Origin of the sequence: Pseudomonas sp. Leaf58, assembly GCF_003627215.1 — a bacterium.
GTDB lineage: Bacteria > Pseudomonadota > Gammaproteobacteria > Pseudomonadales > Pseudomonadaceae > Aquipseudomonas.
Genome location: NZ_CP032677.1, coordinates 42,530 through 65,750 on the forward strand (window position 1 = coordinate 42,530; position 23,221 = coordinate 65,750).

At 61.7% G+C, this 23,221-nt stretch carries 25 protein-coding genes; 18 read left to right on the forward strand and 7 right to left on the reverse strand.

Annotated features, from left to right (window positions below; genetic code table 11):
• The first annotated feature begins 4 nt into the window (after window positions 1-4).
• Both DV532_RS00205 and DV532_RS00210 read left to right on the forward strand, forming a co-directional pair.
• Window positions 5-430 carry an OsmC family protein gene (locus tag DV532_RS00205; RefSeq protein ID WP_056793779.1) on the forward strand — a complete coding sequence of 142 codons (426 nt, stop codon included), beginning with the start codon at window positions 5-7 and terminating at the stop codon, window positions 428-430.
• A 73-nt stretch (window positions 431-503) separates the two neighbouring features.
• Window positions 504-737 (forward strand): DUF1161 domain-containing protein, encoded by a 234-nt coding sequence (locus DV532_RS00210; RefSeq protein WP_056793777.1) that lies wholly within the window; start codon window positions 504-506, stop codon window positions 735-737.
• A gap of 32 nt (window positions 738-769) precedes the next feature.
• Here the strand turns inward: DV532_RS00210 and DV532_RS00215 are convergent, their stop codons facing one another.
• Window positions 770-1,183: a hypothetical protein gene (locus DV532_RS00215; RefSeq protein ID WP_056793775.1), complete on the reverse strand. Its 414-nt coding sequence runs from the start codon at window positions 1,181-1,183 to the stop codon at window positions 770-772.
• Between the two features lie 55 nt (window positions 1,184-1,238).
• Window positions 1,239-1,652 carry a hypothetical protein gene (locus DV532_RS00220; protein ID WP_056793773.1) on the reverse strand — a complete coding sequence of 138 codons (414 nt, stop codon included), beginning with the start codon at window positions 1,650-1,652 and terminating at the stop codon, window positions 1,239-1,241.
• Between the two features lie 85 nt (window positions 1,653-1,737).
• On the opposite strand from DV532_RS00220, the gene DV532_RS00225 reads away from it, so the two are divergent.
• The gene (locus DV532_RS00225) at window positions 1,738-2,811 is read left to right on the forward strand and encodes an aminopeptidase (protein WP_056796582.1); all 1,074 of its coding nucleotides are present in this window, start codon (window positions 1,738-1,740) and stop codon (window positions 2,809-2,811) included.
• Window positions 2,812-2,939: 128 nt separating this feature from the next.
• Here the strand turns inward: DV532_RS00225 and DV532_RS00230 are convergent, their stop codons facing one another.
• Both DV532_RS00230 and DV532_RS00235 read right to left on the reverse strand, forming a co-directional pair.
• Window positions 2,940-3,590, reverse strand: coding sequence for an HAD family hydrolase (locus DV532_RS00230; protein ID WP_056793771.1), 651 nt, complete (start codon window positions 3,588-3,590; stop codon window positions 2,940-2,942).
• A gap of 59 nt (window positions 3,591-3,649) precedes the next feature.
• Window positions 3,650-4,198, reverse strand: a complete 549-nt coding sequence (locus DV532_RS00235; RefSeq protein WP_056793768.1) for a gamma carbonic anhydrase family protein — start codon at window positions 4,196-4,198, stop codon at window positions 3,650-3,652.
• A gap of 66 nt (window positions 4,199-4,264) precedes the next feature.
• On the opposite strand from DV532_RS00235, the gene prlC reads away from it, so the two are divergent.
• The 6 genes from prlC to DV532_RS00270 all read left to right on the forward strand — a co-directional run bounded on the left by prlC (window position 4,265) and on the right by DV532_RS00270 (window position 12,741).
• On the forward strand, window positions 4,265-6,352 hold the full coding sequence (prlC, locus tag DV532_RS00240; RefSeq protein WP_056793766.1) for an oligopeptidase A: 2,088 nt from the start codon (window positions 4,265-4,267) through the stop codon (window positions 6,350-6,352).
• The gene (locus DV532_RS00245) at window positions 6,349-6,630 is read left to right on the forward strand and encodes a YheV family putative zinc ribbon protein (RefSeq protein WP_056793765.1); all 282 of its coding nucleotides are present in this window, start codon (window positions 6,349-6,351) and stop codon (window positions 6,628-6,630) included. Before prlC ends, DV532_RS00245 begins: the two co-directional genes overlap by 4 nt.
• Before the next feature lie 128 nt (window positions 6,631-6,758).
• Window positions 6,759-8,753 (forward strand): M3 family metallopeptidase, encoded by a 1,995-nt coding sequence (locus DV532_RS00250; RefSeq protein WP_056793762.1) that lies wholly within the window; start codon window positions 6,759-6,761, stop codon window positions 8,751-8,753.
• Between the two features lie 76 nt (window positions 8,754-8,829).
• Complete coding sequence (locus DV532_RS00255; RefSeq protein ID WP_056793760.1) at window positions 8,830-9,888, forward strand: PA0069 family radical SAM protein; 1,059 nt, start codon at window positions 8,830-8,832, stop codon at window positions 9,886-9,888.
• 408 nt (window positions 9,889-10,296) lie between these two features.
• A complete protein-coding gene (locus DV532_RS00265; RefSeq protein ID WP_056793757.1) occupies window positions 10,297-11,016 on the forward strand; it encodes a carbonic anhydrase in 720 nt (239 codons plus the stop codon).
• Between the two features lie 192 nt (window positions 11,017-11,208).
• The gene (locus tag DV532_RS00270) at window positions 11,209-12,741 is read left to right on the forward strand and encodes a SulP family inorganic anion transporter (protein WP_056793756.1); all 1,533 of its coding nucleotides are present in this window, start codon (window positions 11,209-11,211) and stop codon (window positions 12,739-12,741) included.
• Between the two features lie 120 nt (window positions 12,742-12,861).
• On the opposite strand, the gene DV532_RS00275 is transcribed toward DV532_RS00270, so the two are convergent.
• Window positions 12,862-13,503 (reverse strand): hypothetical protein, encoded by a 642-nt coding sequence (locus DV532_RS00275; protein WP_056793754.1) that lies wholly within the window; start codon window positions 13,501-13,503, stop codon window positions 12,862-12,864.
• Between the two features lie 368 nt (window positions 13,504-13,871).
• Here DV532_RS00275 and coxB point away from each other — a divergent pair, with 368 nt between their 5' ends.
• Genes coxB through DV532_RS00295 form a run of 4 tightly spaced genes read left to right on the forward strand, consistent with a single transcriptional unit; the run spans window position 13,872 to window position 18,113 of the window.
• Window positions 13,872-14,999 carry a cytochrome c oxidase subunit II gene (gene coxB / locus DV532_RS00280; RefSeq protein ID WP_056793752.1) on the forward strand — a complete coding sequence of 376 codons (1,128 nt, stop codon included), beginning with the start codon at window positions 13,872-13,874 and terminating at the stop codon, window positions 14,997-14,999.
• Window positions 15,000-15,042: 43 nt separating this feature from the next.
• The gene (gene ctaD, locus DV532_RS00285; protein ID WP_056793750.1) at window positions 15,043-16,632 is read left to right on the forward strand and encodes a cytochrome c oxidase subunit I; all 1,590 of its coding nucleotides are present in this window, start codon (window positions 15,043-15,045) and stop codon (window positions 16,630-16,632) included.
• A 10-nt stretch (window positions 16,633-16,642) separates the two neighbouring features.
• Complete coding sequence (locus DV532_RS00290) at window positions 16,643-17,209, forward strand: cytochrome c oxidase assembly protein (protein WP_056793748.1); 567 nt, start codon at window positions 16,643-16,645, stop codon at window positions 17,207-17,209.
• A gap of 16 nt (window positions 17,210-17,225) precedes the next feature.
• Window positions 17,226-18,113, forward strand: a complete 888-nt coding sequence (locus DV532_RS00295) for a cytochrome c oxidase subunit 3 (protein WP_056793746.1) — start codon at window positions 17,226-17,228, stop codon at window positions 18,111-18,113.
• A gap of 51 nt (window positions 18,114-18,164) precedes the next feature.
• On the opposite strand, the gene DV532_RS00300 is transcribed toward DV532_RS00295, so the two are convergent.
• Entirely contained in the window at window positions 18,165-18,368 is a 204-nt protein-coding gene (locus DV532_RS00300) for a twin transmembrane helix small protein (protein ID WP_056793743.1), read from the reverse strand.
• Window positions 18,369-18,431: 63 nt separating this feature from the next.
• On the opposite strand from DV532_RS00300, the gene DV532_RS00305 reads away from it, so the two are divergent.
• Genes DV532_RS00305 through DV532_RS00325 form a run of 5 tightly spaced genes read left to right on the forward strand, consistent with a single transcriptional unit; the run spans window position 18,432 to window position 22,315 of the window.
• Entirely contained in the window at window positions 18,432-19,169 is a 738-nt protein-coding gene (locus DV532_RS00305) for an SURF1 family protein (protein ID WP_056793741.1), read from the forward strand.
• Window positions 19,138-19,719 carry a hypothetical protein gene (locus DV532_RS00310; protein ID WP_056793739.1) on the forward strand — a complete coding sequence of 194 codons (582 nt, stop codon included), beginning with the start codon at window positions 19,138-19,140 and terminating at the stop codon, window positions 19,717-19,719. Before DV532_RS00305 ends, DV532_RS00310 begins: the two co-directional genes overlap by 32 nt.
• Before the next feature lie 9 nt (window positions 19,720-19,728).
• Window positions 19,729-20,808 carry a heme A synthase gene (locus tag DV532_RS00315; protein ID WP_056793737.1) on the forward strand — a complete coding sequence of 360 codons (1,080 nt, stop codon included), beginning with the start codon at window positions 19,729-19,731 and terminating at the stop codon, window positions 20,806-20,808.
• The gene (gene cyoE / locus DV532_RS00320) at window positions 20,793-21,686 is read left to right on the forward strand and encodes a heme o synthase (protein WP_056793735.1); all 894 of its coding nucleotides are present in this window, start codon (window positions 20,793-20,795) and stop codon (window positions 21,684-21,686) included. The genes DV532_RS00315 and cyoE overlap by 16 nt, the downstream gene beginning before the upstream one ends.
• Window positions 21,683-22,315: an SCO family protein gene (locus DV532_RS00325; protein ID WP_056793732.1), complete on the forward strand. Its 633-nt coding sequence runs from the start codon at window positions 21,683-21,685 to the stop codon at window positions 22,313-22,315. The genes cyoE and DV532_RS00325 overlap by 4 nt, the downstream gene beginning before the upstream one ends.
• Before the next feature lie 118 nt (window positions 22,316-22,433).
• On the opposite strand, the gene DV532_RS00330 is transcribed toward DV532_RS00325, so the two are convergent.
• The gene (locus DV532_RS00330; protein ID WP_056793730.1) at window positions 22,434-23,204 is read right to left on the reverse strand and encodes a MetQ/NlpA family ABC transporter substrate-binding protein; all 771 of its coding nucleotides are present in this window, start codon (window positions 23,202-23,204) and stop codon (window positions 22,434-22,436) included.
• Window positions 23,205-23,221: the final 17 nt, after the last annotated feature.

Sequence of the window (23,221 nt, forward strand, 5' to 3'; positions counted from 1 at the left end):
CATCATGAAAAAGACAGCATCGGCGATCTGGCAAGGTGGCCTGAAGGATGGCAAAGGCCTGCTTTCTACCGAAAGTGGCGCGCTGAAGCAGAACCCTTACGGTTTCAATACCCGTTTCGAGGGCTCGCCCGGGACCAACCCGGAAGAACTGATCGGCGCGGCACACGCCGGCTGCTTCTCGATGGCGCTGTCGATGATGCTAGGCGAAGCGGGGTTGACTGCCGAGCGGATTGACACCGCTGCCGAGGTGACGCTCGACAAGCAACCTGACGGTTTTGCCATTACCGCTGTGCATCTGGTGCTCAGGGCCAAGGTGCCGGGCGCGAGCGAGGCGCAGTTCCTGGAAATTGCCAACAAGGCCAAGGCGGGGTGCCCAGTGTCCAAGGTGCTGAACGCGAAAATCAGCCTGGATGCGGCGCTGGTGGGTTGAAGCGGTGCAATTAGGGCGGTTTGTTGTAGTCTAAACAGCGTCGGCAGCACGCTGCCCTATCAGGAGCGGTTTCATGATTCGCCTAGCAATCGCCTTGTTGGCTCCCCTGGTCGCCACCTCAACGCTGGCGGCAGTAAAGCCGTGCGAGGAACTCAAAGCCGAGATCGAGGCCAAGATCCAGGCGCAGGGGGTTGCGTCCTATACCTTGGAGATCGTGCCCAACAGCGAGGTCAAGGACCCGAATATGGTGGTCGGCACTTGCGATGGTGGGACAAAGAAGATCATCTACCAGAAGAATGATCGGTAGGTTTGGGATTCAGGGGCTTTGCGGCCCCTGAATCAAGGAATGCAGAACACCTCGCTAGGCTCGTTCACCAGTACCTTGCGGCTGGCGTCATACAGCAGCACCTGCGGCTCCATCACTGGCGCCCTCGCCTCCAGGCGATAGCGCTCGCCGGCCTTGAAGTTGTCAAAGCGTACGGTCAGGTAGCAGGTACGGTCTCTGGGCTCGGTCATGACGCCCCCCGCGTAGATTTCATAATCGAAGCGCACCACCAGTTCGTGTTTACCCGGCGTCACCTGGAAGTAGCGGCCATCGTCCAGGCGCTTGCCATCAAGGCGGTCGGCCATGATCACCCTACCGGGTGTCATGGTGTAGAGATCGACCCAGGCCTGCTTGGGGTCGACGGGCGGCAAGGGGCTGGCGCAAGCCCCCAGCGCACTGAGGGCGATCAGCATCATGGGCTGGCGCATGGCAAAACTCCCACTTGCGATTTACACCCTTCAAGCATAGCGCCGTTTGCGCGGTTCAGGTGCGTTGGCAGCCTGCAGGCAAACCCTGGCCGAGCAGTTTTTGCTGGTGGTCGTAGAGTTTGATCCAGGGGCGGAAACCGATGCTACCGGCCTGCAACTGGTAGCGCTGGCCGGCGCTGAAGTCCTTGAAGGTCAGTTTGACCTGGCAATCGCGCCACAGTGGCTGGTCGACTGGGCCAATGTTGCTGGGCGTAACTGCAAACTGATAGCGCACGGTCAGCTCGTGGCTGCCGGGCTGCACTTCGAAATAACGGCTATCAGCCCAGTCGCGTTCGTCTACCTGCACAGCGTGCAGCGAAGTGTCTTGGTACGGCGTGAGGTCGATCCAGGCCTGGTTTGGGTCTGGGTCTGGCAAGGTCGAACAGGCGGATATCAGCAACAGTGAGCCGGTGACCAACAGTGCACGCATGGCGAAACTCCCCCTTGGCGAGATAGTCTTGGAGCGAATTGGCCATGAGCGAGTCAGACAGTCCCGGATGCTTCGACTTTTTCTTATTCAGCGCTCAGGCCCTGGGGCACTCGACCGCATTTTCACCCGTTTGGTTCCGCTGCTGGCGCTGCTCCTGCTGAACGGTTGCAGCAGCGCGGCCTACTATGGCCAGCTTGCCGAGGGCCAGTGGCAGTTGCTGCGCGCACGCCAGCCGGTGGAGCAGGTACTGGCCGACCCGGCCACCTCGGTGCAACTGCGCACGCGCCTGGCGCGTGCGGAGCAGGCGCGAGCGTTTGCCAGCCAGCAGCTGAAACTGCCCGACAACCGCAGCTACCGGGTTTATGCCGACCTTGGCCGGCCCTACGTGGTGTGGAATGTCTTCGCCACGCCCGAGCTGTCGTTGCAGCCGGTGACGCACTGCTTCCCGATTGCAGGCTGCGTGGCGTACCGCGGCTACTACCAGCCCGGCGCTGCGCGTGGGGCGGCGGCATTGATGCGCCAGGGCGGCATGGACGTTTACGTGGGCGGCGTGGAGGCCTATTCCACCTTGGGCTGGTTCGATGACCCGATCCTGTCGTCGATGGTTGGCTGGGGCGACGAGCGCTTGGCCACGTTGATTTTCCATGAGTTGGCCCACCAGCGCTTGTATGTGCAGGACGACACCGAGTTCAACGAGTCGTTTGCCTCTTTTGTCGAGCAGGAAGGCACGCGGCAATGGCGACTGGCGCGTGGGCTTGCCGCGGAGGGTGCGGACCAGGGGCAGCAGCGTGACCAATTCATCCGGTTGGTGCTGGCCAGCCGCGAGCGGTTGCAGGCGATTTATGCCGGGCAGTTGGATGATGCGCACAAGCGGATTGCCAAGCAGGCGGAGTTCGAGCGGCTAAGGCAGGAGTATCGGCATTTGCGCGATGGCGCTTGGGGGGGTGACAAGCGTTATGACGCGTGGATGTATGGGCCGATGAACAATGCCAAGTTGTTGCCGTTTGGGCTGTATGACCAGTGGGTGCCGGCGTTTGCGGCGGTATTCCGTGAGGTGGGTGGGGACTGGGCGCGGTTTTATCAGCAGGTCGAGCAGTTGGGGCGGATGCCGATTGAAGAGAGGAAAGCGGCATTGCAGCGGTTGATGGTGAACCTGTGAGCATTTGGGGCCGCTTTGCGGCCCATCGTCGGCAAGCCAACTCCCACCGGTACTGCGCATGGCTTGAAATCGGTGCGGCCTGACGTGTGGCTTGCCTGCGATGGGCTGCAAAGCAGCCCCCAGGGCCATCAAGCCTTAAGGAACGCCTGATGCATCTCGGCCAAGGTAGCAAAGTGGAACGCCGGCGCCTCCGCCATCAACTCTTCCTGGCTACCAAACCCATACCCCACCGCTACCGCCTGCAAGCCATTGCTGCGCGCACCGATCAGGTCATGCTTGCGGTCACCGATCATCAGCGTTTGCGCCGGGTCTAGCCCTTCTTCATCCAGCAGGTGGCGAATCAGTTCGACCTTGTTGGTGCGGGTGCCGTCCAGTTCACTGCCGTAGATCACCTTGAAGTGCTGGTCGAAGGTGAAATGCCGGGCGATTTCCCGGGCGAACTGCCACGGCTTGGAGGTGGCGATGTACAGCGTGCGGCCTTGGCTATTGAGGGCTTCGAGTAGCTCCGGCACACCTTCGAATACCAGGTTCTCGTAGAGGCCGGTGGCGCTGAACCGCTCCCGATAGAAGTTCACCGCCTCCCAGGCTTTAGCCTCGTCGAAGTGGTAGAACTGCATGAAGGCCTGCAGCAGGGGCGGGCCGATGAAGTGTTCGAGGCGGCTCAGGTCTGGCTCGTCGATGCCCAGCTTGGCCAGCGCGTATTGGATCGAGCGGGTGATGCCCTGGCGGGGATCGGTCAGGGTGCCGTCGAGGTCGAACAGGATATGTTGCTGGTGCATTTATTGGGTTCCACGTGAGTGCTGCGTGGCCTTCTTCGCGGGCAAGCCCGCGAATGTGGTCATTCAGGTTGGTGGTAGCCTTCGGCCAGGTGCTGGTCCTTGAGCTTCACATAGTTGCTGGCACTGTAGGAGAAGAACGCGCGTTCCTTGTCGTTCAGCAGTCGGGCCTGCTTCACCGGGCTGCCCATGTACAGGTAACCGCTGACCAGGCGCTTGCCGGGCGGTACCAGGCTGCCGGCGCCGATGATCACTTCGTCCTCGACAATGGCACCATCCATGATGGTGCTGCCCATACCGACCAGGATGCGGTTGCCCAGGGTACAGCCATGCAGCATGACCTTGTGGCCGATTGTTACCTCGTCGCCGATGATCAGCGGGAAGCCGTCCGGGTTGAAAGGGCCGGCGTGGGTAATGTGCAGCACGCTGCCGTCTTGCACGCTGGTGCGCGCGCCGATGCGGATGCGGTGCATGTCGCCGCGCACCACGGTCAGCGGCCAGACCGAGCTGTCTTCGCCAATCTCCACGTCGCCCAACACCACCGCCGAACGGTCGACGAAGGCCCGGGGCCCAACTTTCGGAGTGTGTTGCTGGAAGCTTCGGATGGCCATGATAGCGTCTCTCATCTGTGCCGATAGGCAGGCTGCCTGCTGCGGTCGGCGTCGATTGTAATTAAGATGGGGCAGTGTTTCTTCTGCCAAGGTATCCAAACCGTGAGTGCGAACAACCCACTTCTGCAGTCCTACGATCTGCCGCCCTTCTCGCAAATCCGTGCTGAGCACGTGTTGCCGGCGATCGAAGCGATCCTGGCCGACAACCGTAAAGCCATTGCCGAGATCCTCGAAAAGCAGGGCAGTAACCCGACCTGGGCCGGCCTGGTGCTGGCCATGGACGAACTGAACGACCGTCTGGGTGCCGCCTGGAGCCCGGTCAGCCATCTCAATGCGGTGTGCAACAACCAGGAGTTGCGCGAGGCCTATGAGTCGTGCCTGCCGGCGCTGAGTGCCTACTCTACCGAACTGGGCCAGAACCGTGCGCTGTTCGACGCCTACCAGGCGCTGATCAACAGCCCCGAGGCCGCCAGCTTCGACGTGGCGCAAAAGACTATCCTCGAGCACGCCCTGCGTGACTTCCGCCTGTCGGGTATCGACCTGCCAGCGGACAAGCAGCAGCGCTACGCCGAAGTACAAAGCAAGCTCAGCGAGCTGGGCAGCCGTTTCTCCAACCAGTTGCTCGACGCCACCCAGGCCTGGACCAAGCACGTCACTGACGAAGCCGCACTGGCCGGCCTGACCGATTCGGCCAAGGCACAAATGGCTGCCGCCGCCCAGGCCAAGGGCCTCGACGGCTGGTTGATTACCTTGGAATTCCCCAGCTACTACGCGGTGATGACCTACGCCAGCGACCGCGCCCTGCGCGAAGAGTTGTACGCCGCCTACTGTACCCGCGCCTCGGACCAAGGCCCGAATGCCGGCCAGTTCGACAACGGCCCGGTAATGCAGGAAATTCTCGCCCTGCGCCAGGAGCTGGCCGAGCTGCTGGGCTACAAGAACTACGCCGAACTGAGCCTGGCCACCAAGATGGCCGAGTCCAGCGACCAGGTGTTGAGCTTCCTGCGTGACCTGGCCAAACGTTCCAAGCCGTTCGCCGCCCAGGACCTGGAGCAGCTCAAAGCCTACGCCGCTGAGCAGGGCTGCCATGAGCTGGCCAGCTGGGATGCCGGCTATTACGGCGAGAAGCTGCGCGAACAGCGCTACAGCGTGTCGCAGGAAGCCCTGCGCGCGTACTTCCCGATCGACAAGGTACTGGGCGGCCTGTTCAGCATCGTGCAGCGCCTGTACGGCATCGAAATCGCCGAACTCAAGGGCTTCGACAGCTGGCACGCGGACGTGCGCCTGTTCGAGATCAAGGAAAACGGCCAGCACGTCGGCCGCTTCTTCTTCGACCTGTATGCCCGAGCCAACAAGCGTGGTGGTGCCTGGATGGACGGCGCCCGCGACCGGCGTCGTACTGCCAGCGGCCAGCTGCAGAGCCCGGTAGCCAACCTGGTATGCAATTTCACCCCGGCCGCGCCCGGCAAACCGGCGCTGCTGACCCACGATGAAGTCACTACACTGTTCCATGAGTTCGGTCATGGCCTGCACCACCTGCTGACCCGCATCGAGCATGCCGGCGTTTCCGGCATCAACGGCGTGGCCTGGGACGCGGTCGAGCTGCCCAGCCAGTTCATGGAAAACTGGTGCTGGGAGCCAGAAGGCCTGGCGCTGATCTCCGGCCACTTCGAGACCGGTGCGGCTCTGCCTCAGGACCTGCTGAGCAAGATGCTGGCAGCGAAGAATTTCCAGTCGGGCATGATGATGGTGCGCCAGTTGGAGTTCTCGCTGTTCGACTTCGAGCTGCATGCCAGCCATGGCGATGGCCGCAGCGTGCTGCAGGTACTTGAAGGCGTGCGCGACGAGGTGTCGGTCATGCGCCCACCCGCGTACAACCGCTTCCCCAACAGCTTTGCACACATCTTTGCTGGCGGTTACGCGGCGGGCTACTACAGCTACAAATGGGCCGAAGTGCTGTCGGCTGACGCCTTCTCGCGCTTCGAGGAAGAAGGCGTGCTGAATGCCGAAACCGGTCGCGCATTCCGTGAGGCTATCCTGGCCCGTGGCGGTTCGCGCGAGCCGATGGTGTTGTTCGTCGACTTCCGTGGCCGTGAGCCTTCCATCGATGCCTTGCTGCGCCACAGTGGCCTGAGCGAGGACGCTGCAGCATGAGTGAGGTAGCCGTGACCAAGACCAAGAAGCGCTTCATTGCCGGGGCTGTATGCCCGGCGTGCAGCGAGCCCGACAAGCTGATGATGTGGAGCGAAGACGGCGTGCCGCACCGCGAGTGCGTGGCCTGCGGCTTTACTGACACCCTCAACGAACAGGGGTTGTCGGTGCCCAAGGAGCTTGGCACTCGGGTCAACCATCTGGCACCGAAAGCCGCGCCGGCCAAGGTGCAGACGGTGCAGTTCTTCCCTAACCCGAAGTTGAAGAAACCGGCAGAATAACGCCGTCGTGCCGCCCGGGCGCCGTGCCCGGGCAGGCAAGGCATGCACGGGTGGTAGATACTCAGGCCACCCGTTGCCCGCTGGCCATTTAGGCTCGCCTGCTCTTCATCAACAGCAGGTATTGCGCCATGGACAACCCGTTACTGCAAAAAAGCGATATCCCCGTCGATTACCCAGCAATCACCCTTGAAAACATGCGGGAGGCCTTTGCTCATGTGCTTTCAGCACATGAGCAAGGTATCGAGCGCATTCTCGTCGAACAGGGCGATATGCCGACCTGGGATGATATGGTGCTGGCGGTGGATGGCTTGGATGCGCAATTGCTGGCCGCGTTGTACGCTGCCTCGCCACTGGTTGGCAGGGATCAGGACTGGGCCAGCGCCATCATTGGCTTCTTCGCCCAGGCGACGGCGCGGTTTGAACAAAAATTCGCCGACAACAGGCTGCAAAACCTCTACGAACACTTGGCTGCCAGCGACGTTGGCAAAAATCTGGATGCCCAGAAGCGCGCCACTCTGCGCTGGCATCTTGGCAAATTCAACACCAGTGGGGCTTTGCTCGACCCGGCCGGCAAAGCACGTTTGGTCGAGCTGCAGGCTCAGATTGGCAAAGCCCTTGATGCCTTCCGCACCAATATCAACAGGCCTGGGCTGAATATCACGGATGAAGCCGAACTGGTGGGCATACCTATACGGGTACGCGACGAGTTGGCTGCAAGGGCACAAGAGGCGGGCAAGCCGGGCTGGCTGGTGGCCTGTGAAAGTGTGGCCACCGAGGCTGTACTCAAGCACGCCGACAACCGCGAGCTCCGTGAGCGCGTGTATCGGGCCTACCACACCCGCGGCGTCAGCCCTGACCCGCAGCTGGACAACGGTTCGCATCTTCAGCAACTGGCGCAGCTGCGCGATGAAAAGGCTCGCCTGCTCGGTTTTGCCAGCCATCCCGAACAGAGCCTGCAGGCCAAGAGTGCCGGCTCGCTCGAACAGGTACGCGGCTTTCTTCATGACCTCGCTGCGCAGGTCCGCCCCGCAATGCTGCAAAGGCGTTCGAGTGTCGAGCACCAGGCTGCAGCCAAGGGTATGGCTGATGTCCAACCGTGGGATGTCGATTACCTGCAAGCACCCTCGCCTACCGAACTCTCCACTGAGGCCCTGCGCGAGTACTTCCCGTTGCGCGCGGTTGTGACGGCGTTGCAGCAGCTGGCGGAAATGCTGTTTGGGGTGTTGCTGCTGCCCAAAGCGCTCCCCACTTGGGATGAAAGCGTGCAAACGTTCGAAGTGTGGCAGGACCATGCCTTTATTGGTTACCTGTACCTGGATGCCGTGCAGCATGCCGGCAAGCAGGCGAACACGGTGATGACGACCTACATACGCAACCGCCGGGTCGATGCCGAGGGGGTCTACCAGCCTGCCTCGGCGGTGGTCTTCTGTGATGTGCCGCAAGCGCCGCAGGGCAGCCAGCCACTGCTCGACCACCTGTCTTTGCGCAAGATGTACCACGAATTTGGCCATGCGCTGCACCACCTGCTGGTGCGTACAACCAACCATGTGATGTCCAACGTGACCGAACTTGGCACCGATGGTGTGGAGCTGTTCGGCAAGCTGTTCGAGCGCTGGGTATGGGACGCGGATTACCTGGTGACGGTTTCGTCGCACCAGGCAGACGGCAGCCAACTCACCCGCTCGCGGGTTAATGAGTGTTTCCAGTGGTTACGCCAGCAGGGGGTACAGGAAACCGCCGCTGAACTGAGCCTGGCGTTATTTGACATGGACCTGCATGCCACGCCGAACGACGGCAGGACACTTGCGCAGCGCATGGCTGACGCGCGGGAGCGCTGTGGTTTTTGGCCACTGGCCGACTTCGAGCGGCCTGCGCATGCCTTTGGTCACTTGGTGAATGGCTACGATGCAGGTTTTTATGCGTATCTGTGGTCGGATGTGCACGCCTTGGACCTGTTCACCCGCTTTGAAGCGGCTGGGCTGCTGGACCGCGCCACTGGCCGGGCGCTGCAGGAGGCGCTATTCGCCCCGGGGGCATCACGCCCGTTGCGCGAAGGCATCGAGGCGTTTTTGGGGCGGCCAGTGAGCCATGCGCCTTACCTGCGCTGGCATGGCTTGGCGTGAGGGTTCGCTGACCAGAGGTGCTGGAAAGATGCTGGTATGCACGATACTGTATATGAATACAGTATCGGGGTAAGCCATGATTCCTCCAGCACCGCAAAAGGGCCGTGGCACGGCGCACAATCCGCACAACCGTTTTGCTCCGAGCCATTCAGTGGCGGAGGATGATGGCTGGTACCAGGAAGTGCCGCAAACCCATGGCACCGAGGTGCGGGTTGAGACAGCCAAGTCGGTGATCAGCCGCAACACCTCCCCCGACCTGCCCTTTGATCGCTCCATCAACCCTTACCGTGGCTGCGAGCATGGTTGTATCTACTGTTATGCCCGCCCTTCCCACGCCTACTGGGACCTATCCCCTGGCCTGGATTTCGAAACCAAGTTGATCGCCAAGACCAACGCCGCTGAGGTGCTGGCGCAGCAATTGAGCAAACCCGGCTACGTGTGCGCGCCAATCAACCTGGGCTCCAACACCGACCCTTACCAGCCTATCGAGCGCGAGCAGTTGCTGACCCGGCGCCTGCTCGAAGTGCTGCTGCGCTTTCGTCACCCGGTGACCATCGTCACCAAGGGCTCACTGGTGTTGCGTGACCTTGATCTGCTGGCCGAGATGGCCCGCCAGCGTCTGGCGCGGGTGATGATCAGCCTGACCACGCTGGACGACGACCTGAAGCGGGTGCTGGAGCCGCGTGCAGCGTCACCCAAGGCTCGGTTGCGGGCGATCCGCGTGTTGCGCGCGGCGGGGGTGCCGGTCGGTGTGTTGTGTTCGCCGATGATTCCGATGATCAACGACAGTGAACTGGAGCGCCTGCTGGAGGCGGCCAAGGAAGCTGGCGCCCAAAGCGCGGCCTACATGATGTTGCGCTTGCCGCTGGAGGTGGCGCCGTTATTCGAGCAATGGCTGCAGGACCATTACCCGCAGCGGGCGGCACATGTATTGAGCCTGATCCGCCAGAGCCGCGGCGGTGAATTGTATGACAGCCGGTTTGGTGTACGCATGCGCGGTGAAGGCGTGTTCGCCGAGTTGCTGGCGCAGCGGTTTGCCAAGGCCATGAAGCGGTTGGATTTTGAAGGGCGGGAAGCACAGGCATTGGATTGCTCGGCGTTCTGCCCGCCAGGTGGGCAAATGGCGCTGTTCTGATTATTCAGCGGTTACGCGGACCTTGTGGGAACGGGCGTGCCCGCCAACACCGGCGCAGCCGGTGCCATGTACCGAGTTGCCTCCTTCGCGGGCACCCCACTCCCACAAATTTTGCGTAGACATGGGCCTATTGCCAGCCCTCAATGCAACTAATCCAAGTGGACAATTACAGTAATGACTCTTGGCAATTGATGTTTTTTTGCTATTATCCAGTTCCCGCCTTTCTCATCTGGAACATGCGTTCTAGAGCCTTCGAATTAAGTTTCAGTTAAGTTTTCCCCGCTAGCGTAGGAAATCAGTCTTCACCGACTGTGATCTATGGCCCGTGCGCGTCATCTAAAACCCTGCATAGCCAGAATCTTTCATCGGTAAAATGGACTTACCTTCACACCGTCAAGAGGATGAATCATGCCCGTCAAGGACCCATCCAAGGTCGTTCCGCAGGTCCCCGCGGAGAGCGCCGATGCCGCCCTTAAGCACATCGTCGACGGCTTCCTGCGTTTTCACCATGACGTTTTCCCCGAGCAGCAAGAGCTGTTCAAGAAACTCGCCACCGCGCAAACCCCGCGCGCCATGTTCATCACCTGTGCCGACTCGCGCATCGTCCCCGAGCTGATCACCCAAAGCTCGCCAGGCGACCTGTTCGTGACCCGTAACGTCGGTAACGTGGTACCCCCGTATGGCCAGATGAACGGCGGCGTTTCCAGTGCTATCGAGTACGCCGTACTGGCGCTGAAAGTGCACCACATCATCGTCTGCGGCCACTCCGACTGCGGCGCTATGCGTGCCGTACTCAACCCGCAATCGCTGACCAAGATGCCAACCGTTTCCGCCTGGTTGCGTCATGCCGAAGTGGCCCGCACAGTGGTCGAGAACAACTGCTCGTGCGGCAGCGAACACGAAACCATGCAGGTACTGACCAAGGAAAACGTCATCGCCCAGCTGCATCACCTGCGCACCCACCCGTCGGTGGCTTCGCGCCTGGCAGCGGGCGAGCTGTTCATCCATGGCTGGGTCTACGACATCGAGTCCAGCAAGATCGAAGCCTACGACGCCGCCAGCGATAGCTTCCTGCCCCTGGCTGCCGGCGAGCCGGTCCCCTGCGCTACTCCGAGAGGCCGCTACTAAGCGACCCATCCACCGCTAAAACCTTGATAGCCGGCTGCACCCCGTAGGGGTGTGGCGCGGCCTTCGGCTGCCTTGAATTCCCTGACTGACCTGCCGGCACAACCGCTGGCGGCCCGCGCCTGGGCGCTCGTCAGGGGCAAAACGTGCCCACGGCCAGGGGAATGGTTGTGTGACAGAGAAAGGAGAAACACGGTGAACATTACACAGTTAAAAGCGGCCCTGCCGCGTGAGTTGCTGGCGTCGGTGGTGGTCTTTCTGGTGGCTTTGCCGTTGTGCATGGGCATTGCGATTGCCTCGGGCATGCCGCCAGCCAAAGGCCTGATTACCGGCATTATCGGCGGCATTGTCGTGGGTTTCCTCGCCGGTTCACCGCTGCAGGTCAGTGGCCCGGCGGCTGGCTTGGCGGTGCTGGTATTCGAGCTGGTGCGCCAGCATGGCGTGGCCATGCTTGGGCCGATCCTGTTGCTGGCGGGCCTGTTGCAGTTACTGGCCGGGCGCCTGCGCTTGGGCTGCTGGTTTCGGGTAACCGCGCCGGCGGTGGTGTACGGCATGCTGGCAGGCATTGGCGTGTTGATCGTGCTGTCGCAGGTGCATGTGATGTTCGACACCGCGCCGCAACCGTCTGGCATGCAGAACCTGCTGGCGTTTCCTGCCACCATCGCCGCCGCCCTGCCGCTGGAAGCTGCCGGTTCGGGCTGGCAGGCAGCTGCGCTGGGCCTGGGCACCATCGTTATCATGTGGGGCTGGGAGCGCCTGCGGCCGCAGCGGCTGCGCTTCGTCCCGGGTGCCCTACTGGGCGTGGCGGCCATGACGGCCATCAGTATGTGGCTGGCCTTGCCGGTGAACCGGGTGCAGGTGCCGGCAGATCTGTCTGAAGCCATCGACTGGATCCGCCCGAATGACCTGATGCAGCTGGCCGACCCAACCCTGCTGGTCGCCGCTTTCGCCTTGGCCTTCATCGCCAGTGCCGAAACCCTGTTGTCGGCTGCAGCGGTCGACCGCATGCACAGCGGCCAGCGTTCGGACTTCGACCGTGAACTGTCGGCGCAAGGCATCGGCAACATGTTGTGTGGGGTGCTGGGTGCCTTGCCGATGACCGGGGTGATCGTGCGCAGCTCGGCCAATGTGCAAGCGGGTGCACAGACCCGGGCCTCGGCGATCTTCCATGGCCTGTGGCTGTTGGCCTTCGTGGTAGTACTAAGCAGCGTGCTGCAGCAGATTCCGGTGGCGAGTCTGGCTGGGGTGTTGGTGTTTACCGGGGTCAAGCTGGTGGACTTCAAGGCGTTTCGTGGCCTGGGCCGCTATGGCCGCATGCCGATGTTCACTTACGCGGCGACGGCCTTGGCGATCATTTTCACCGACCTGCTGACCGGGGTGCTGCTGGGCTTTGCGCTGACCTTGCTGAAGTTGGCGTTCAAGGCGGCGCGGTTGAAGATCAACCTGATCAGCCTGCAGAAGGCTGGGCACATGGAGTTGCGCCTTAGTGGTGCGGCCACCTTCCTCAAGGTGCCGGCGCTTACCCAGGTGTTAAACACTGTGCCAGCGGGGACCACCCTGCATGTACCGCTGGGTAACCTGAGTTATATCGACCACTCGTGCCTGGAGCTGCTGGAGGACTGGAGCCGCAGCAATTCGGCCAATGGGTCGCGGTTGCTGATCGAGCAGTGGCGATTGAAGCGGCGGATCGAAGGGCGGCTGCGGACTACGGCGGGGGTTGGGGCCTAGGCCGAGCCGTTGTTGGCTGAACCGCCCTCTTCGCGGGCAAGCCCGCTCCTACACAGGTGCCGTATTGACGCGAAACTGTGTAGGTGCGGGCTTGCCCGCGAAGAGGCCGGAACAGGAATATCAGGCGGGTTGACCCAGCTCGACGCCCAGCTGGCGCGACAGGCACGGCCAGCGCTTCCAGGCTGCACCGGTTTCCGGGCTGCTCAGCTTCTCGCGGTAGACCTCTACCGACTCCACCGCAAAGCTTTCGTCATTGAGCATTTCATCAACCGAGTGATGCACCACCTCATCCAGCTGGTTGGCAAAGCTCTCGCCAATCAATTGGTGGGCAATCAGGTTGGCCACCGTGGTGTCGACCGGAATCAGCGGCTGCTGGAAGTGACGGATGTATAGATCGTTCACTTCCTCTACCAGGCGGTGAGCCAGGTAGGCCTCATCCAGCAGGCAGTCCAGGCCCACATGTCCTTGCATCACGCTGGGTGGCTGCAGGAAGTAAGCCTCGGCAATTTTCAGTACAGGTGTGATCTGTGATTCGATCCCGGCCTCGCGGGCGACCTCGTGTGCGGCCTCCAGCAGTTCCGGAACCTGGTCGATGTAGGCGCTGACGAAGCGCGCCAAAGTACCCTGGGCGTCCTGCTCAGGCAGTTGAATCGAGGGGTGCAGGTGGGGCAGTTGCAGCTCGAGACGCGCTTTCAATTGGCCGGTCTGGCCTTCGTGTTGATGGGCTTGGCTTACCTGCTCGCGTACAGCAGCGATGTTCATGACAACTCCAGGGACATTACGTTTCAAACGGAAGACACTAAATTAGCTCGGTATACAGAATACCTAAGACGCATTTGTTATAAGTCGCGCAAACGTGTGCATCCTTAGGCATATCCACATGCCATTATTGCGCCATACCCTATCAAGCGCGCGGCTTTCGGCGCATTAAGCCATTTCATGAAGTTCATTTCACGGGCTTCATTGCGTGCCGTTGGTCGCTGTCTATACTCCCGGTGAACGTGATTCGTTGATGAGGCCCAACTGCTTTTGCAGGGGCTCGGTCGTCGAAGCCTGGCAGTCTTGACCGCCGTTCCCTCTTGCCGCAGGCCACGCCTCCGGGATAACAAGAACGAGAAGGGGAACCCGCAATGATGCGACATCCACATGTCTGGATGGGCCTCCTGTTGTGGTCGGTTTTTGGTCAGGCCAACGCCGCCTGGACCGTGAACATGCACCCGGGGGCGACGGAAGTCTCCAACGCCGTCTTCGACCTGCACATGACCATATTCTGGATCTGCGTGATCATTGGCATCGTGGTGTTTGGCGCGATGTTCTGGTCCATGGTCATCCACCGCCGTTCCACTGGCCAGCAGGCGGCGCATTTCCACGAGCATACCTGGGTAGAAATCCTCTGGACCGTGGTCCCTTTCCTGATCCTGGTGGTCATGGCCATCCCGGCCACCAAGACCCTGATCGATATCTACGACGCCAGCGAGTCGGACATCGATATCCAGGTCACCGGCTACCAATGGAAGTGGCACTACAAATACCTGGGCCAGGATGTGGAGTTCTTCAGCAACCTGGCCACCCCCGCCGAGCAGATCCACAACAAGGCCCCCAAGGACGAGCACTATCTGCTCGAAGTCGACCAGCCGCTGGTGCTGCCGGTGGGCGCCAAGGTGCGTTTTCTGGTGACCGCCGCCGACGTCATCCACTCCTGGTGGGTGCCGGCCTTCGCGGTCAAGCGCGATGCCATACCGGGCTTTGTCAACGAAGCTTGGACCCGTATCGAGAAGCCCGGCATCTACCGTGGCCAGTGCACCGAGCTGTGCGGCAAGGACCACGGCTTCATGCCGGTGGTAGTCGAGGTCAAGTCCAAGGCCGACTACGACACCTGGCTGGGCGAGCGCAAGGCTGAAGCGGCCAAGCTCAAGGAACTGACCAGCAAAGAATGGACCCTGGAAGAACTGGTGGCGCGCGGCGACAAGGTCTACCACACCACTTGCGTAGCCTGTCACCAGGCTGAAGGCCAGGGCCTGCCGCCGATGTTCCCGGCGCTCAAGGGCTCGAAGATCGCCACCGGGCCGAAGGAAGCCCACCTGGGTATCGTTTTCCACGGCAAGCCCGGCACCGCCATGGCGGCGTTCGGCAAGCAGCTCTCGGAGGTCGACATCGCCGCCGTGGTCACCTACGAGCGCAACGCCTGGGGGAACAACAAGGGCGACATGGTCACGCCGAAGGACGTGCTGGCGCTGAAGCAGGCAGAAGCGCAATGAACCGGGTAACTCGCGGCAATCAGTGGATTGCAGGAGACAGGACATGAGTGCAGTGATCGACGACCACGCCCACGGCCACGACCATGCGCACGGCCCGGCCAAGGGCCTGATGCGCTGGGTGCTGACCACTAACCACAAGGACATCGGCACGATGTACCTATGGTTCAGCTTCATCATGTTCCTGCTTGGTGGCTCGTTCGCCATGGTGATCCGCGCCGAGCTGTTTCAGCCTGGCCTGCAGATCGTCGAGCCGGCGTTCTTCAACCAGATGACCACCATGCACGGCCTGATCATGGTGTTCGGTGCGGTGATGCCGGCCTTCGTCGGCCTGGCCAACTGGATGATCCCGTTGATGATCGGTGCGCCCGACATGGCCCTGCCGCGCATGAACAACTTCAGCTTCTGGCTGCTGCCAGCGGCATTCTTGCTGCTGGTTTCGACCCTGTTCAGCCCGGGTGGCGGGCCCAACTTCGGCTGGACTTTCTATGCACCGCTGTCCACCACCTATGCGCCGGCCAGCGTGACCTTCTTCATTTTCGCCATCCACCTGATGGGCATCAGCTCGATCATGGGCGCGATCAACGTGATCGCCACCATCCTCAACCTGCGCGCCCCAGGCATGACCTTGATGAAGATGCCGCTGTTCGTCTGGACCTGGCTGATTACCGCGTTCCTGTTGATTGCGGTGATGCCGGTGCTGGCCGGGGTGGTGACCATGATGTTGATGGACATCCATTTCGGCACCAGCTTCTTCAGTGCCGCTGGCGGCGGTGACCCGGTGTTGTTCCAGCACGTGTTCTGGTTCTTCGGCCACCCCGAGGTGTACATCATGATCCTGCCGGCCTTCGGCGCCGTCAGCTCGATCATTCCGGCGTTTTCGCGTAAACCGCTGTTCGGCTACACCTCCATGGTGTACGCCACCGGCGCCATTGCCTTTCTGTCGTTCATCGTCTGGGCCCACCACATGTTCGTGGTCGGCATACCGGTGGTTGGCGAGCTGTTCTTCATGTACGCCACCATGCTGATCGCCGTACCCACCGGGGTGAAGGTGTTCAACTGGGTCAGCACCATGTGGGAAGGCTCGCTTACCTTCGAGACGCCGATGTTGTTTGCCATTGCCTTCGTCATCCTGTTCACCATCGGCGGCTTCAGCGGGCTGATGTTGGCTATCGCCCCGGCAGACTTCCAGTACCACGACACCTACTTCGTGGTGGCGCACTTCCACTATGTGCTGGTGCCTGGGGCAATCTTCGGCATCTTCGCCTCGGCCTACTACTGGCTGCCGAAATGGACCGGCCACATGTACGACGAAACCCTCGGCAAACTGCACTTCTGGCTGTCGTTCATTGGCATGAACCTGGCCTTCTTCCCCATGCATTTCGTGGGGTTGGCCGGCATGCCAAGGCGAATCCCTGACTACAACCTGCAGTTCGCCGACTTCAACATGGTGTCGTCGATCGGCGCGTTCATGTTCGGCGCCACGCAGATCTTCTTCCTGTTCATTGTCATCCGGTGCATCCGCGGCGGCGCACCTGCACCAGCCAAACCGTGGGACGGTGCCGAGGGCCTGGAGTGGTCGATCCCCTCGCCTGCGCCCTACCACACCTTCCAGACGCCACCGGAAGTGAAATAGGAACGCTGCCATGACCGGCCTGACGCTGAAACGCCTGGTACTGCGCCTGCTGATGCTGACGGTGGTGATGTTCGCCTTCGGCTTTGCCCTGGTGCCGATCTACGACGTGATGTGCAAGGCCTTTGGCATCAACGGCAAGACTGGCGTGCAATACGAAGGCAGCCAGGTCAGTGACCCGACGCGGTCGGTGCGTGTGCAATTCATGTCGACCAATGCCAGCGACATGGTCTGGGACTTCTATTCCACGGCCGACCAGCTGGAGGTCAACCCGGGGGCGGTCAACCAGATGATCTTCATCGCCCATAACCCCACCGATCGGCCGATGAGTGCGCAAGCCATCCCTAGCATCACCCCGGCCGAGGCCGCGGCGTACTTCCACAAGACCGAGTGCTTCTGCTTTACCCAGCAGGTGCTGCAGCCTGGCGAACGCATCGAGATGCCGGTGCGCTTCATCGTCGACCGCGACCTGCCGGCCAGCGTGAAGCACCTGACACTGGCCTACACCTTGTTCGACATCACCGCTCGCCACCCGCCCGTCGCGCATGTCGCGGCCCAGGACGTCCAGGGCGCCCGTTAAGGGAAGGAGAACAGCAATGGCAAGTCATCAGCACTACTATGTCCCGGCGCAGAGCAAGTGGCCGATCATCGCCACCATCGGCATGTTCATCACGGTGTTTGGCCTGGGTACCTGGTTCAACGATATGAAGGCAGGGCACCCGGACTCGCACGGCCCGCTGATTTTCTTCGTCGGCGCGTTGTTCCTGGCATACATGCTGTTCGGCTGGTTCGGTTCGGTGGTCCGGGAAAGCCGCGCGGGGCTATACAGCCCGCAGTTGGATCGCTCGTTCCGTTGGGGCATGAGCTGGTTCATCTTCTCCGAGGTGATGTTCTTCCTGGCCTTCTTCGGTGCGTTGTTCTATGTACGCGTGCTAGCTGGGCCGTGGCTGGGAGGTGAAGGGGCCAAGGGGGTTGCCCACATGCTGTGGCCAACCTTCGAGTTCACCTGGCCGTTGCTGCACACGCCCGACCCGAAACTGTTCCCGCCGCCCAAGGAAGTGATTGACCCGTGGCACCTGCCGTTGATCAACACCATCTTGCTGGTCAGCTCCAGCGTGACCATCACCATCGCCCACCATGCCCTGCGCCGTAACCACCGTGGCCCGCTGAAAGTCTGGATGGCCCTGACCATCATCCTCGGCATCAGCTTTATCGCGCTGCAGGCCTTCGAGTACCACGAGGCCTATACCAAGCTGGGCCTGACGCTGGGGTCGGGGATTTATGGTGCGACGTTCTTCATGCTAACCGGCTTCCACGGCGCCCACGTGACCTTGGGCACGATCATCCTGATCGTGATGTTCGTGCGCATCTTGCGCGGGCATTTCAACCCGGAAAAACACTTTGGCTTCGAGGCGGCCAGTTGGTACTGGCACTTCGTCGACGTGGTGTGGGTAGGGTTGTTTATCTTTGTATACGTACTCTGACAGGCACCCGAGAACCCGCTTGTGGGAGCTTTCCGTCATGGCGATACCGATTCAGAAGGGGGCATGTGAAACCAGCTGACCGCTGATAAAGCCCCAGGCGATCAGGCCGATGGTCAATGCCGCCAGGGTTACCCGCACAGTCAGCGCTTTCAGCAGGCGGGTTGAGTTTTCGTCGTCCTTGACCAGAAACACCAAGCCACTGAACAGGCTGGCAATCGTGGCCAACAGCATCAGGACAATCGCGGCCTTGAGCATGGCGATACTCCGGGGGGATGCGGTGATGTGGATAAGTATAGCGATCGACCTGGCGAGGCTGCGATGAGGCCGTTTCGCCCGGGCTGGTTACCCACCCTGGTAGTGCTCGCGCTGCTGCCGGGGCTGATCGCGCTTGGCTGCTGGCAACTCGGTCGCGCCGAGGAAAAGCGCATGTTGCTAGCCATCTATGCTGAGCGCCAGATCGAGGCGCCCCGGGCCACTGCGCAACTGACGGCGAGCCAAGACAACGCCTACCGCCATGTGCATCTTTATGGCCGTTTCGACGCCGAGCACAGCCTGCTGTTGGACAACCGCATGCGCGATGGCCAGGCCGGTGTCGAGCTGCTGCAGCCTTTTCATGACCAAGCCAGTGGCCTATGGCTGCTGGTCAATCGCGGCTGGTTACCGTGGCCGGACCGCCGGGTGCCGGTGCAATTCGCTACTCCTTCCCAAACGTTGGCGCTGGACGCTTCGGTGTATGTCGCGCCCGGCAGCACGTTCCAGCTGCATCCCGACCCTGCAGGCGGCCAGTGGCCGCGCCTGCTGACCGCGGTGGATGCCGCGCAGCTATGGCAACGACTCGGTCGTGAAGGCTTCGCCCATGAACTGCGCCTGCAACCTGGCCCGGCGGCCTATCGCCTGGGCTGGCCGGTAGTCGCCATGGGCCCGGAGAAACATCTGGGGTATGCCGTGCAGTGGTTTGCCCTGGCGTTCGCTTTGGTACTGCTTTACCTCTACTTCGGCTGGCACCACAACAAGGAGAAACGCCATGGCCACCGCCACTCCACTGGAAGTGCCTGAACCTGGCAAGCCCAGAGCCCGTGGGCGTTTGCAGCTGATATTAATCCTGCTGGTGGTGCTTGGGCCGATGATTCTGGCCACCAGCATGTACAAGCTCAGTTTCTGGGTGCCGGAAGGCCGCAGCTACCACGGGGTGATGATTGGCAACGGCGAGAGCCGTACCGATATCGGCGTGGCAGGCCAGGACGAGCGTTGGCAACTGCTGGTGAGCGCGCCCGAAGCCTGTGCCGAAGATTGCCAGCGGCTGGTGTACCTGGCCCGGCAGATTCAGGTGGGCCTGGGTCGTGATGCCAGCCGTGCCAGCCATGCACTGGCAGCTGCCCAGCCGGTGAGCGCTGACTACCAGGCGCTGCTTGGCCGCGAGTACCCGCAGTTGCAGCGTTACCCGCTGGATGCACAACGTTACCTGCAAAAGGTCGGCGAGGCTGGCCCGCAGCTGTGGATCGTCGACCCGCACGGCAACCTGGTGTTGCGCTACGACGCCAAGGCCAACGGTAAGCATGTGCTGGACGACCTGCGCCACCTGCTCAAGCTGTCCAACATTGGCTAGGAGCCCGCCATGGCCAGACCCGGATTCCGCCTTGCTGTGTTCGCCACCCTGCTGGCACTGTTGGTCGTCCTGCTCGGTGCCTATACCCGCCTGACCCACGCCGGGCTCGGCTGCCCGGACTGGCCGGGTTGCTATGGCTTCATTAGCGTGCCCAAGGGTGAAGCTCAGCTGGCGCATGCCGAGCTGCACTTTCCTGAGCACCCGGTGGAAGCCGCCAAGGGCTGGGCCGAGATGGTCCATCGCTACTTTGCCGGCACCCTGGCCGTGGTGATTGCCCTGCTCGCCTTGCAGGCGGTGCGCCGGCATGCCCGCGATGGTCAGCCTTATCGCCTGCCGGTGCTGTTGCTGGGCGTGGTGCTGGCCCAGGCAGCCTTCGGCATGTGGACGGTCACCTTGAAGCTGTGGCCGCAAGTGGTCACCGCGCATTTACTGGGTGGTTTCACCACCCTCAGCCTGCTGTTCCTGTTGTCCCTGCGTCTATCTCGGGCCTTTGCGCCGCTGCCAAAACTGCCATTGAGCCTGCGCCGGATTGCCGCGTTGGCGCTGCTGGTGGTGATCGGCCAGATTGCCTTGGGCGGTTGGGTCAGCGCCAATTACGCGGCTGTCGCCTGTATCGACCTGCCCACCTGCCATGGCCAGTGGTGGCCTGCGGCGGACTTCAGCAACGGTTTCCACCTCACTCAGCACGTCGGCCCCAACTACCTGGGCGGCCAGTTGGACAGTGATGCGCGCACAGCCATCCATATCAGCCATCGCCTGGGGGCGTTACTGGTGACCGGTGTGCTGCTGATGCTCAGCTGGAAACTGCACCGCTGTGGCCTACCTGGCCTGGCGCGGCTGGTGTTGCTGGCACTGGCCGTTCAAGTCGGCCTGGGCATCAGCAATGTGCTGTTGCACCTGCCACTGGCCGTGGCGGTGGCGCACAACGCTGGTGGCGCGCTGCTGCTGCTGAGCATGGTGCTGGTGAACTACCGCATCCGTGTGGTCGACAAGGTGCGCGTGGGGGTCGGCCATGGCTGGCGCTTGCGGCCGGTTGCAGGCGTCGGCATTTCCCATCACATGAGGAACGATTCGTGGCGACGCTTCTGAGCGCACGTCGGGCCAGCTGGCGGGATTACCTGGAGCTGACCAAGCCCAAGGTGGTGGTGCTGATGCTGATCACCTCGCTGGCGGGTATGTTCCTCGCCACCCGTGCGGGCGTGAGTTGGAGCGTGTTGTTGTTCGGCAACTTGGGTATCGGCCTGTGTGCCAGCGGTGCGGCGGTGGTCAACCATGTAGTCGATCGGCGCATCGACGCGCTGATGGCACGTACCCACAAGCGGCCCCTGGCCCAGGGCCGGGTCGAGCCGCTGCCAGCGCTGCTGTTCGCCTTGGCGCTGGCGTTGTTGGGCATGGCCTTGCTGCTGGTGTTCACCAATGCCCTCACCGCCTGGCTGACCCTGGCCTCCTTGCTGGGCTATGCGGTGCTCTATACCGGCTTCCTCAAGCGGGCCACACCGCAGAACATCGTCATCGGTGGCTTGGCGGGTGCCGCCCCACCATTGCTAGGCTGGGTGGCGGTCAGTGGCCATGTCAGCGCCGAGCCCTTGCTGCTGGTGCTGATCATCTTCGCCTGGACCCCACCCCACTTCTGGGCGCTGGCTATCCACCGCAAGGAGGAGTACGCCAAGGCCGATATCCCGATGCTGCCGGTAACCCATGGCGAGCGCTACACCAAGCTGCACATCCTGCTGTACACCCTGGTGTTGCTGGCGGTGAGCCTGCTGCCCTACGCCATCCACATGAGCGGCCCGCTGTACCTGGCCTGCGCCCTGTTGTTGGGCCTGCGCTTCCTGCATTGGGCCTGGGTGTTGTACCGTGGCAGCCGGCCGCACGCGGCAATCGGCACCTTCAAGTACTCTATCGGCTACCTGTTTGCGCTGTTCATCGCGTTGCTCCTTGACCACTACTTGTTGCTGAACCTATGACCCGAACCCAGAAAACCGTCTTCATCCTTGTTGCCGTGGTCGCGTTGATCATGGGCCTGACCGTCAACAAGGTCCTCAATGGCCGCGACCAACCCAACCCCACCGAGCTGATCGATGCCGGCATCATCCTGCTGCCGCAAAGCCGTACCGTGGCCGATGTGACCATGACCAACCAGGACGGCCAGCCGGTGCAACTGGACGACTTAAAGGGCAAATGGTCGCTGCTGTTCTTTGGCTACACCTACTGCCCGGACATCTGCCCGACCACCCTGGCCCAGTTGCGCCAGGTTAAGAGCGAGCTGCCCAAGGAGGCTGTGGAGCGGCTGCAGGTGGTACTGGTGAGCGTGGACCCGAACCGCGACACGCCGAACCAGTTGAAGCAGTACCTGGGCTATTTCGACAAGGATTTCGTTGGGGTGGCAGGGTCGATCGAGGATACTCAGAAACTGGCCAATGCCTTGAGCATTCCGTTCATCCCGGCGGATACCAGCAAGCCGGGGTATACCGTGGACCACAGTGGCAACCTGGCGGTTGTCGGGCCGGATGGGCGTCAGCGCGGGTTCATTCGGGCGCCATTCAACAACCAGAAGCTGGTGGCGCAGTTGCCGGGGCTCGTGAAGCGAGATTGAGTGGGCCTTAAAAGCTTCGCGGGCAAGCCCGCTCCTACAGGATTATCGATAGCCTTGGGCCTGGCGATATACCTGCAGGAGCGGGCTTGCCCGCGAAGAACCCAGCACGATTGTTGGCTTAGAACGCCGGAACCACAGCGCCTTTATACTTCTCGTTGATGAACTGCTTCACTTCAGGCGAGTGCAGCGCAGCGGCCAGCTTCTTCATCGCGTCCGAATCCTTGTTGTCTGGGCGAGCAACCAGGATGTTCACATAGGGCGAGTCGCTGCCTTCGATGGCCAGGGCGTCTTTTTCTGGGTTCAGCTTGGCTTCTAGCGCGTAGTTGGTGTTGATCAGGGCGGCATCGACCTGGGTCAGCACGCGCGGGATGGTGGCGGCTTCCAGCTCACGGAACTTCAGGTTTTTCGGGTTCTCGGCAACATCCTTCACAGTGGACAGGATGTTCTTGTTGTCCTTCAGCTTGATTACCCCAGCCTTGTCCAGCAGCAGCAGGGCGCGGCCGCCGTTGGTGGCATCGTTGGGGATGACCACGGTAGCGCCGGAGGACAGCTCTTCCAGCTTCTTGATCTTGGTCGAGTACACGCCCAGCGGCTCGATGTGCACGCCGGCTACGCTCACCAGGTTGGTGCCCTTGGCCTTGTTGAACTCATCCAGGTACGGCTGGTGCTGGAAGAAGTTGGCATCCAGGCGCTTTTCGGCAACCTGTACGTTTGGCTGGATGTAGTCGGTGAATTCCTTGACCTTCAGCTCCACGCCCTCTTTGGCCAGCGCAGGTTTGACGAAGTTGAGGATTTCGGCGTGCGGCACTGGGGTAGCGGCAACGGTGAGGGACTCGGCGTTGGCCGAGAAGGCCGCGACAGCGGCGACAACAGCAAGCAGCTTCTTCATTGATCACTCCTTGTGAG

Bases quoted from the DNA above. Each gene is read 5' to 3' on its own strand.
- DV532_RS00255 (WP_056793760.1), top strand. From the start codon at position 8,830: ATGATTCCTCCAGCACCGCAAAAGGGCCGTGGCACGGCGCACAATCCG.
- prlC (WP_056793766.1), top strand. From the start codon at position 4,265: ATGGGGCAGTGTTTCTTCTGCCAAGGTATCCAAACCGTGAGTGCGAAC.
- DV532_RS00265 (WP_056793757.1), top strand. From the start codon at position 10,297: ATGCCCGTCAAGGACCCATCCAAGGTCGTTCCGCAGGTCCCCGCGGAG.
- DV532_RS00230 (WP_056793771.1), bottom strand. From the start codon at position 3,590: ATGCACCAGCAACATATCCTGTTCGACCTCGACGGCACCCTGACCGAT.
- DV532_RS00220 (WP_056793773.1), bottom strand. From the start codon at position 1,652: ATGCGTGCACTGTTGGTCACCGGCTCACTGTTGCTGATATCCGCCTGT.
- DV532_RS00215 (WP_056793775.1), bottom strand. From the start codon at position 1,183: ATGCGCCAGCCCATGATGCTGATCGCCCTCAGTGCGCTGGGGGCTTGC.
- DV532_RS00300 (WP_056793743.1), bottom strand. From the start codon at position 18,368: ATGCTCAAGGCCGCGATTGTCCTGATGCTGTTGGCCACGATTGCCAGC.
- DV532_RS00290 (WP_056793748.1), top strand. From the start codon at position 16,643: ATGACCGGCCTGACGCTGAAACGCCTGGTACTGCGCCTGCTGATGCTG.
- DV532_RS00305 (WP_056793741.1), top strand. From the start codon at position 18,432: ATGAGGCCGTTTCGCCCGGGCTGGTTACCCACCCTGGTAGTGCTCGCG.
- DV532_RS00250 (WP_056793762.1), top strand. From the start codon at position 6,759: ATGGACAACCCGTTACTGCAAAAAAGCGATATCCCCGTCGATTACCCA.
- coxB (WP_056793752.1), top strand. From the start codon at position 13,872: ATGATGCGACATCCACATGTCTGGATGGGCCTCCTGTTGTGGTCGGTT.
- DV532_RS00325 (WP_056793732.1), top strand. From the start codon at position 21,683: ATGACCCGAACCCAGAAAACCGTCTTCATCCTTGTTGCCGTGGTCGCG.
- DV532_RS00295 (WP_056793746.1), top strand. From the start codon at position 17,226: ATGGCAAGTCATCAGCACTACTATGTCCCGGCGCAGAGCAAGTGGCCG.
- DV532_RS00235 (WP_056793768.1), bottom strand. From the start codon at position 4,198: ATGGCCATCCGAAGCTTCCAGCAACACACTCCGAAAGTTGGGCCCCGG.
- DV532_RS00330 (WP_056793730.1), bottom strand. From the start codon at position 23,204: ATGAAGAAGCTGCTTGCTGTTGTCGCCGCTGTCGCGGCCTTCTCGGCC.
- ctaD (WP_056793750.1), top strand. From the start codon at position 15,043: ATGAGTGCAGTGATCGACGACCACGCCCACGGCCACGACCATGCGCAC.
- DV532_RS00245 (WP_056793765.1), top strand. From the start codon at position 6,349: ATGAGTGAGGTAGCCGTGACCAAGACCAAGAAGCGCTTCATTGCCGGG.
- DV532_RS00210 (WP_056793777.1), top strand. From the start codon at position 504: ATGATTCGCCTAGCAATCGCCTTGTTGGCTCCCCTGGTCGCCACCTCA.
- DV532_RS00315 (WP_056793737.1), top strand. From the start codon at position 19,729: ATGGCCAGACCCGGATTCCGCCTTGCTGTGTTCGCCACCCTGCTGGCA.
- DV532_RS00205 (WP_056793779.1), top strand. From the start codon at position 5: ATGAAAAAGACAGCATCGGCGATCTGGCAAGGTGGCCTGAAGGATGGC.
- DV532_RS00275 (WP_056793754.1), bottom strand. From the start codon at position 13,503: ATGAACATCGCTGCTGTACGCGAGCAGGTAAGCCAAGCCCATCAACAC.
- DV532_RS00310 (WP_056793739.1), top strand. From the start codon at position 19,138: ATGGCCACCGCCACTCCACTGGAAGTGCCTGAACCTGGCAAGCCCAGA.